Source organism: Evansella sp. AB-rgal1 (assembly GCF_041820985.1).
In the GTDB taxonomy this organism is placed as follows: Bacteria; Bacillota; Bacilli; order Bacillales; family Salisediminibacteriaceae; genus Evansella.
The window spans coordinates 19,630-28,685 of sequence record NZ_JBGUAU010000047.1 but is presented as its reverse complement, the minus strand read 5'-3'; the positions used below and the strand labels follow the sequence as shown (position 1 = coordinate 28,685).

Here is a 9,056-nt window from a genome sequence, read left to right as displayed (position 1 = left end):
TAAAGGGGAGTTTGTGAAATAAGCTATTATGGAGGGGGATTTATTATTTCGAGGAAAATAATCAAATATGTAGCAATATTATTATTAGTTGTATCAGTTGGATTTAATTATTATCTCTTTCAAGAAAACAAAGGTTTCAAAAAATCCATCGGTTCTGATTACTTACTAACGGTGAGGCTTACCCTTTTAGAATTAGACACTCCAGAAAACTTTTGGGTAGCTGAGTTACAAAACGATAGTGGAGAAATGTTATTAGAAAGATATAGAATAGGATTAGAAGAAATATCAAAAGGATATTCAAGAATGAACGGAAAAGTAGGAGTTTTAGGAGACTATTTAAGAGTAATATCACGACTTTATTCAGAGTTGGGGAAAGCAATAACCAACGAAAATGAAGAAAATATAAAGAGTATTCAAGATGAAATTGATAAACATCAGCAATTTCTAAACAAAGTATTAAGTGAGACAGAAAAGAAACTGGGTGAAGATTTATTGTTGTGGTATCAAGAACTTTCTAACTCTGAATCAAGAACTTCAAACAAGATTTGGAATGAGATTAAGACATTTGTTGAAAGCCAAAATTAAAATCTTGAGCTAACGGGAGTTTCGATAAGCAAATATGAAAACAACGGCATATCATGTTCTTCGTGCCGTTGTTATATGCGAATTATGCTGTGATTTAGGTTGTGAAAGTTGTGTGATTTAACCTGTGAAATTGCCTGCGTTTTTCTGTTTTGCACCTCACAAGTAAACCCTTTAATATACTCCTGCGTTCCTTTTAATTACCAACCTGCTGTTTGCCGAACAGCTTGTAAATAAGAAATATCATTACACCTGTTATCACTGCAAATACAGAGAAGATGAGGCTTGGATACAACACTGGAAAGCCAAATATGTTGTATGCTCGAAACTGGGTAAACATACTCGATACCTGCATTAACTCTGTATAGCTAAAATTAACTACATATTCAAGTATCCCACGAGTTATTCCTAGCTGCTGTAGTAGCACTGGCACAGCGATTACAACCCCGCTGATAAAAAAAGCAAGCATCGTATTTTTCGTCAAAAAGGAAAGAAACAATACAAGACTACCTACAGCTAGACAAGCTAACAAATGAAGACCCAATGTGATCAAGAAAAACTGCCACACCTCGAAGGAATACGGGGAGCCATCATAGCTCACGAAGGAATGGGAATCAAATCCAGCTGATATACCTTGTATTGGTGCATCCCAACCTGCCACACCACCAAACTTCCACAGTTTCAGAAGGATATTCACCAACTGAAGAGACAGGAAAACGATAGCGATATAAGTCACTACTGCCATTATTTTTGCAGAAACAAGTTTTCTCTTTCCATGTTTCGTGGCTAAAATTAAATCTGTCGTTCGCTTGGTATACTCCTCTGCAAATACAGGTGTTACACCAATAAATATCAAGGTAGACAGCAGGAGCAGCGAAGTCACTGGCTCTATCAATTCGAACATTCCACGCCAAGAACGAATCAGGTAGAATCCGTGAGCCTCCTCTAGCTCCCCTAACATATTCCGTTCCTTTAAAGCTTCCCTGTATTCATATGTTCCAGAAGAAAACTGCTCTAGCTGTTCCTTCCGTATCTGAATCCGCTCACTCTGCTCGTCCTTTCTCATCGAAGCACCTACCACGAGAAACTGCACATAATCTGTTGCCCTCGATTCAAACGTATTTTTTGAGACCTCTCCAGCATCAGAGGCGTGCATTGCCTCCTTCGCAATGGAGACCATCTCCTCCGTCACAGGGCCACCCCATGTTTGTTCTAGCTCTTCAAAAAACTCTTCCTTCATCGTCATATCCAATGGTAGCGAATTGACATAAACCAGTAATAGAACAATTATTGCAAAAACAAAGTAAATACTCTTTTTCGAAAAAATCTTATAACACTCCTGTTTGTACACTGTTGCATCCTCCTCTCTGTTTCAGTTGATAATCTGCTGATTTTTATATAGTCGAAAAATTAGTAGCACGTTCACAACAGCAACCAACAGAAAAATAGATAGAAGCAAATATGGGTACAAAAGTGGCTGACCAAAGACATTGAACGCAATGAACTGGTCAAACAATCCTTTTACTCTCATGAGTTCCGCATAGCTAAACTGAACAATATATTGTATGAACTCTTGCTCTAAACCTAATTGTCGAAGTAAAAATGGAGTTCCAATAATTGCTCCACTTACAAAAAACGTCAGCATTGCATTTCCAGTGATAATGGACAAGAGTAAAACCAATAATCCAATCACTAAGGATGCAAAGAATTGAATACCGAGCGCAACTACATAATACTGCCAAATCGTTAGAGCAAATGGAGATTGCATAAAGAGAAATAAGTTTTGGAGAGATACTCCTCCATCTACAAGCATTCCAAACTTGCTCCACTCTAGCACGGCATTTATGATATGTAACACGACAAATAACGATGTGATGTAGGTAAACGAAGCCAGTATTTTCGCAGTTGCTACTCTTCTTTTTCCATGCTTCGTGCTAACGATTAATGAAGCTGTCTTCTGACTATGCTCGTCTGCAAAAACAGGTGACAAGCCTAACACGATAAGTATCGTTAAGATGAGGAATCCTAATACATTAATAAAATCCACGGTGCTACTCCACGCCGTTGTATTATATAAACCAAACGGCAGACCTAACTTCTGAATCATCTGAAGTTCTTTCGTACCAACTTTCGCTTCATAAGCAGTTCCTGAAGAGCTTAAGGTCTTTTCTAAAAGAGCATCTTTCCTAGATTCAAAGGATTCCATATAGCCGCCTATCCAAACAACAGAGGAATATACGCGACTAGCAACCCAGTCTTCCATGCTATGACGGAAAATTCCTTCAAAGTCACCTGCAGCTTCCACCTCTTGATACATCCGTTCCTCTACTTCACTTAACTTTTCATTAGCCAATTCTATTTCTTCTGTCGTCAGTGGCCCTCTCCATTCCTCATACAACGCTTGGTACTCCTCTGTTTGGATGATATTATTCGAGCCCCCAGGCAGCAGCATGAAGAGGACAAATAAGAGAAATGCGAAATAAATGCTTTTTCTTGTAAAAATCTTATAGCATTCATGTCTATACAACGCCCTCAACCTCCCTTTCGAAGAAATAGAGATACACATCCTCTAAAGTTGGAGGTACAACAACGGCATTTGTCATTGGTTTATCGTCACTAACAATCCGTACCTCGATGCCTGTCTCACCACGCTGAATATTCCCAACTTTATAATGCCTTTGCAGTTCGGACAAATCCCCTTGCTCTACTCTCCCCAACCAAACCTTTCCTTTTACACTTTCAAGAAGTTTCTCAATGGTGCTACGTTGAATCAACTCTCCCTGGCGCATGAGAAGGACTTCCTTTGCAATGTATTCAATATCCGAAACGATATGAGTCGACAACAGAACGATTCGGTCACCAGCTATTTCTGATAGTAAATTTCTAAACCGTACTCGTTCTTGCGGATCTAATCCCGCTGTGGGTTCATCAACAATAAGAATTTTGGGATCGTTCAGGAGTGCCTGTGCAATTCCCAGTCTACGTTTCATTCCTCCTGAATAGGTTCCTAGCTTTCGTTTCCGATCTTTCTGTAGATTTACCAACTCAAGAACTTCCTCTACTCGCACTACCGCTTCCTTTTTATCTAATCCTTTTAAGCTAGCAAAATAGGAAAGAAATCGAACCGCAGTGAAATTTTTATAAAGACCAAACTCTTGAGGAAGATAGCCTAGGATATCCCGGTAATCGTCTCCCATTAAAGATATATCTTTCCCATTTAATAGAATTCTTCCAGATGAGGGTTTCATAATATCTGCCAGCATCCTCATAAGTGTCGTTTTCCCAGCACCGTTTGGACCAAGGAGGGCATAGACTCCCTCCGTCAGTTCTGCTGAAAAATCAGTAACTGCATTTTTATCTTTAAACTCTTTTGATATATTCTCAATAGTTAACCTCAACACGAGCTCCTCCTTCATATGTTACATACTTCTTGATTAATTGCCTTATCTGAATACCATTCAATAGAATCCCAATTCCAAGAAAAATAAGGTGTAAAACTGGACTAGGGTTTAGGAAGGCCTCCATCCAATGGTTGTTTGATAACACTAGAACAGTTAACACCAACCATAACCCAAGGAAGGTTGTTACAAAAACCTGTCCTTTAAACTTTGCGCTCAGCCATAAGGCGATAGCCACGAAAAAAGTAAAAGGAGTGAACCAAGTAAGAAGCATTTCTACTAACGGTCTTCCGGTAACTGGAGAGATGCTTATTGTTAGTACCGTATTCAAGGTCACGTTATAAACCCCAATTAAGAACAAACGCGACAGGATGATTTCATGTGCAGAGAACTTACAGGCTAGCTCCATCTCGAGTAACCCATTCTCTCTTCCTTTAAATACCTCTAATAGTCCAAAGATAAATGGCAAAGGTGCGAGAAAAATAACTGTTAATAACGGATCATTATTCGGCTGATTTGCAATAAGATAGCCTAGGAAAAACAGAATGGTACTAGCGATCCAATAGGATTTGCTCACTATCGTAATTTCTGTTCCTGCCCGTTGGATTATCGTAACAAGTCTTTCCATGACGCTTGGAGATTGTGTTTTCCGATCAGGTACATATTGACGCAGCGTGTCTATCGTGGCATCTATTTTGTGTTCATCTGGAAATTTCACAAGGTAATGGGATAATTCTTTTTCAATTGCTTCATATTCTTTTTCGTCAAAGATATCATCTAGTTCATCGATGTCGGTTTTGTCGGCTTGTTTGAACTTGTTCATCCTCATCCCCTCCTTTTAATAGTAGCTTTAATTTATCAATACCTTGCTTGAGCCTTGATTTAACAGTAGATTCCTTTGCTTCCGTAAGCTCAGCAATTTGTCTTATTTTTAGGTCTTGGTAAAACTTTAGTATAATTGCTTCACGTTGATAGTCTGGCAGTTGATCCACCGCAGCCTTTACTCTGACACTTTCTAACTTTTTACTCAGCAGATCCTCTACATTCTCTCGTTCATCCTTCAACTGGTAATCTATCTCGTTTAATTCATCCTTACGTCTATAAAAACTACTTCGGTAATAATCACGACAGTGGTTCACAGCAATTTTTAGAAGCCAATGCTGAAATTTCCCTTGCCCATTGTAACTAGCAATAGACTTCATCATTTTGATAAAAATCTCCTGGGTCATATCGTAAGCTAAGTGATAATCCCCAACCTTCCGATATGTGTAAGCAAATATATTTTTATAGTGTTTTTTTACTAGTACTTCCATTGCAGCCTGACTGCCATTCTTTATTTCTTCTATTAACGATTCATCTGATTGCATGTTTCTCACCACCTCTATTAATAGTAACGAAATTCTTTTCAAAAAGGATTTAAGATTTAAAAAATATTTTTATGCAATAATAGGGAATCGAGTTTCAGAAATATATGTGCGGGTTACGCGATTATATGTGCGAATTTCGGCAATATATGTGCGAATCTCGCAAATTTATTTGTACTTCTTAAATCTTTCTTTAAAGCACTTGATCCTTCATCCTTACTTAACTATAATCTCCTTCCATACTTTTTCTCAAAAAGAAAAGGTTAGCCTCTAAGGCCAACCCTTCAAAAGTATTACTCATTTATTGTGCACTCATTCTTCTACGTCTGTTTACATAGAATACAGTCATACTAGCAATAAGTAGCATTGCACCTACCATCATAAAGGTAAATGAGTTTGTTGCTGTATTTGGAAGCTTATCTCCTTCTTGCTTAGCGTCAGTTTCTTCTTCTTCACCTGAAGTGGCTGTTTCCTTTTCTTCTGTTCCTGAACCATTGCTATCATCACCTGGTGTAGGTGTTTCATCTTTTCCAGGTTCTGAACCTGTTCCAGATCCATCGTTACCTTGTTCAGGTGTTGTTCCGTCCTCTGCATGGTCATCATCTTCACTAGTTGTTGCTGCAAACACACCATATATAGAAAAGTGATCTACTTCTAGTGTGATTACACCATCCTCAGCTTTCCCACCACGTAGTACCCATTTTCCTTCATTAGCATCATAGTAATAAATAGTTACATCATCTGCATTAAATTTACTTTCATCGTAAGTTAATGATAGGATAAACGTTCCTCTATAATCCTCGAATCCTTCTGGGAAGGTAAAGTCAAATTCATACACCGATCCTGCCAATTCTAAGCTTGAATCAGATAGTATAGACTGATCTACTTCTTTCACAGTAAGTATTGTTCCTGTAGGTAGATCAGCTGGTAATGTAAGAGAAGAATTACTTCCACTGATTGTAACAACAGCGTTCTTAGTCAATTCCATTTGCTCACCTATATTAATGGAAACACTACTAGCTTCTTCATCTTCAGTTCCTGATCCATTGTCACCTTGTTCAGGTGTTGTTCCGTTGTCTGTAGATCCATCGCCATTTCCTGGAGCTTGTTCTTCTTCATAATCTCCTACTCTGTATAAATAGAAATCATCTAAAGTTCCCCATGCTCCTGCATTAGCTTCAATGTTGGCACCAATTGTAATAGTACCATCTAGTACTAAAATATCTTCGATTGTAGGGTTATTCCAGTTAGTCCAACCCCTAACACCAGTCTCTTGTGTATATTCGCCTTCAGTGGTATTAGCGTATAGATACATATTAGATTCGCTTGCATCTCCACCTTGAATGAACATAGATAAGTTATAATATCCAGGCTCTAAACCAGTAATTGTCTGCTCTAGTCTAAAGTCTACATCTTCATCTGACCAAAAATGAACAGAATAATTACCTGTTCTAGCATCTGAAGAATTGTTTTGGAAGTTTGCGTGTGGTTCTACATCTGTTCCGTAAGTAATTTCCCACATGCTTCTATCACTATCTTCAAAGCTTGGATTTACTACATAGTTTTCGGGTAATATTTCAAGGTTTGCGTTTACAGTATAATCACCATCAATATATCCAGTAATTACATAGGAGCCTTCTCCACTTTCCAATGCTTGGTGGAATGCATCTTCATCCCATGTAACTGCAACGTCTTGTTCACTTCCATCATTATAGATCGCTTTTACCGTTTCAGGTAAGATAGCTGTTTGACCGAGAATAATACTAATGGATATATCACCTATATGGTCAATTTGCAATGGAGCAACAGCACCAGTAAGAACATAGTTAAACACATTGATAGAAGGTAATGGGTGACCTTCAAAATCAAATAATGCTTGGTTATCTACAGCGCTACCTCCATACCATTCCCCTGCATCATCCGGATCATAACTAGCTGCATAGCTTGATGCCCAGCCAGATCCGAATTCTTCCCAATACTCTTTTCTTTCTTCTAACGTTTTATCAAGAGCAACTGGAATCCAAGCTGGTTCCCAATAAAACACTCCGATTCCTGCTTCACCAACTTCAGCAACTGCCTCGATCGTATCTCTTACCACATTCGCTTGACCTTGAACAGAAATAGGATAATTGGACGATTGGTCATTACCAGTTACAGTATTTCCATGTCCATCTCCATTTTCTACTGTATATGCATAAGATACCTCTGCAACCATCACTTTTTTATTATACGTATCAGCTATATCCTTTAGCAAGGAAGTTAGATTTTCTAATGATCCATGCCAAAATGGATAATATGAGCTTGCGAATACATCATAATCTACGTTATTTTCATCTAATGTTCGTGCAAGTGTTTCATATCTTCCGGATGTTTCAGGATTTGTAAAATGTAAAGCAACTAAAATATCTTCATCCATCTCTCTGACTGCTCTACTTCCTTCATTAAATAATTGACTAATTCTTGTCCAATTAGTCTCTCCAGCTACTGCACTATTTGTTTCATTCCCTACTTGAACCATACCAATATCGATTCCAGCATCTATCATCTCTTGTAGACTATCTTTCGTAAAGTTATATAAAGCATCTTTCTTATCTTCGAAACCTAAATTCTCCCAAGCCTTTGGTGCTTGCTGTTTCCCTGGGTCTGCCCAAAAATCAGAGTAATGGAAATTCGCTAGTAGCTTCATACCATGTTCCGTAGCTCGCTGACCAATTTCAATAGCTGTTGCTAAGTCGTTGTTTCCTCCACCATAACCATTTCCATCAGAATCAAAAGGATCATTCCAAATTCTTACACGGACATAATTCACTCCCGCTTCTGCAAACGTTTCGAAAATATCCTGCACTTCACCTTCGTGGTTATAAAACTTCACTCCACTATTCTCTAGAGCAATAATACTAGAGATATCCACACCTCTAATAAAGTCTTCATCAATGCCATCTACTTTTTTCACAAATATTTTTGATTGTACTGCCTCAGAACCATCGTCCGATACTAAACGGAAGCTATCTAAGTAGCCGTATGCATTCGGTTCACCTGTTACCGTAGCTCCTATTTCAATATCAGTAGCATCTTCTGTAACTTCAAACTGCAGGCTACTTGTTTCCCAATCATTCCAACCTGTAGTTTCTACAGATTCCCCTGAGTTTGTTCCTGCAAATAACTCTACACTCCCAGCTTCACCCATAGAGTTAACGGATAACTCATAGCTTCCAGCTGGTAAAGATGCAATTGTCTGCGTTATTGTAAAAGATTGACTCTCGCTAGCCGTATCCTTTATCCAATAATGTAACGCATAGTTCCCTTCAGCAGCGTCTATCCACTCATCACTACCATAATCAAAATGATTCACTTCTACATTATCCCAATCTATATCGCTAACTTCCCAGGATCCATCCTCATAGAAATCAGACTCAAACCCGCCATTTGTTAATAGATTAGTTGATGATGCAACTGTTTTTACACCATTACCAAAGTTAAAAGTACTTATTATAAGAATTAATGCTAAAAACAATGTAAAACTCTTTCTCATTCTTGTCATGAATTTCCTCTCCTTTTCTAACTTAAGTATTGTAGATAGATACTAGAATCCATTAGTTCACAAGATTTACATGCCATAGAGACTAAATCATTGTTAAGTTCCGACATTAACTCAGTAAACCAATATAAATACTTGTGTTTAATGAAGTATCTTGCTATAAACTAATTATCA

At 38.1% G+C, this 9,056-nt stretch carries 7 protein-coding genes; 1 reads left to right on the top strand and 6 read right to left on the bottom strand.

Translation table 11 applies throughout. The annotated features are described in order from the left end of the window. The first annotated feature begins 246 nt into the window (after positions 1-246). Positions 247-585 carry a hypothetical protein gene (locus ACERII_RS24425; RefSeq protein ID WP_373645583.1) on the top strand — a complete coding sequence of 113 codons (339 nt, stop codon included), beginning with the start codon at positions 247-249 and terminating at the stop codon, positions 583-585. Positions 586-778: 193 nt separating this feature from the next. Here ACERII_RS24425 and ACERII_RS24420 read toward each other — a convergent pair whose 3' ends face one another. The 6 genes from ACERII_RS24420 to ACERII_RS24395 all read right to left on the bottom strand — a co-directional run bounded on the left by ACERII_RS24420 (position 779) and on the right by ACERII_RS24395 (position 8,885). After that, positions 779-1,933, bottom strand: coding sequence for a hypothetical protein (locus ACERII_RS24420; RefSeq protein ID WP_373645582.1), 1,155 nt, complete (start codon positions 1,931-1,933; stop codon positions 779-781). Positions 1,934-1,954: 21 nt separating this feature from the next. After that, on the bottom strand, positions 1,955-3,109 hold the full coding sequence (locus tag ACERII_RS24415; protein WP_373645581.1) for a hypothetical protein: 1,155 nt from the start codon (positions 3,107-3,109) through the stop codon (positions 1,955-1,957). Further along, on the bottom strand, positions 3,102-3,980 hold the full coding sequence (locus ACERII_RS24410) for an ABC transporter ATP-binding protein (protein ID WP_373645580.1): 879 nt from the start codon (positions 3,978-3,980) through the stop codon (positions 3,102-3,104). Before ACERII_RS24410 ends, ACERII_RS24415 begins: the two co-directional genes overlap by 8 nt. Next, positions 3,964-4,803 (bottom strand): hypothetical protein, encoded by an 840-nt coding sequence (locus ACERII_RS24405; protein WP_373645579.1) that lies wholly within the window; start codon positions 4,801-4,803, stop codon positions 3,964-3,966. Before ACERII_RS24405 ends, ACERII_RS24410 begins: the two co-directional genes overlap by 17 nt. Further along, complete coding sequence (locus ACERII_RS24400) at positions 4,763-5,347, bottom strand: RNA polymerase sigma factor (protein ID WP_373645578.1); 585 nt, start codon at positions 5,345-5,347, stop codon at positions 4,763-4,765. Before ACERII_RS24400 ends, ACERII_RS24405 begins: the two co-directional genes overlap by 41 nt. Before the next feature lie 298 nt (positions 5,348-5,645). Then, a complete protein-coding gene (locus tag ACERII_RS24395) occupies positions 5,646-8,885 on the bottom strand; it encodes a glycosyl hydrolase 53 family protein (RefSeq protein ID WP_373645577.1) in 3,240 nt (1,079 codons plus the stop codon). Positions 8,886-9,056 lie beyond the last annotated feature (171 nt).

Bases quoted from the DNA above. Each gene is read 5' to 3' on its own strand.
- ACERII_RS24400 (WP_373645578.1), bottom strand. From the start codon at position 5,347: ATGCAATCAGATGAATCGTTAATAGAAGAAATAAAGAATGGCAGTCAG.
- ACERII_RS24425 (WP_373645583.1), top strand. From the start codon at position 247: ATGTTATTAGAAAGATATAGAATAGGATTAGAAGAAATATCAAAAGGA.
- ACERII_RS24405 (WP_373645579.1), bottom strand. From the start codon at position 4,803: ATGAACAAGTTCAAACAAGCCGACAAAACCGACATCGATGAACTAGAT.
- ACERII_RS24395 (WP_373645577.1), bottom strand. From the start codon at position 8,885: ATGACAAGAATGAGAAAGAGTTTTACATTGTTTTTAGCATTAATTCTT.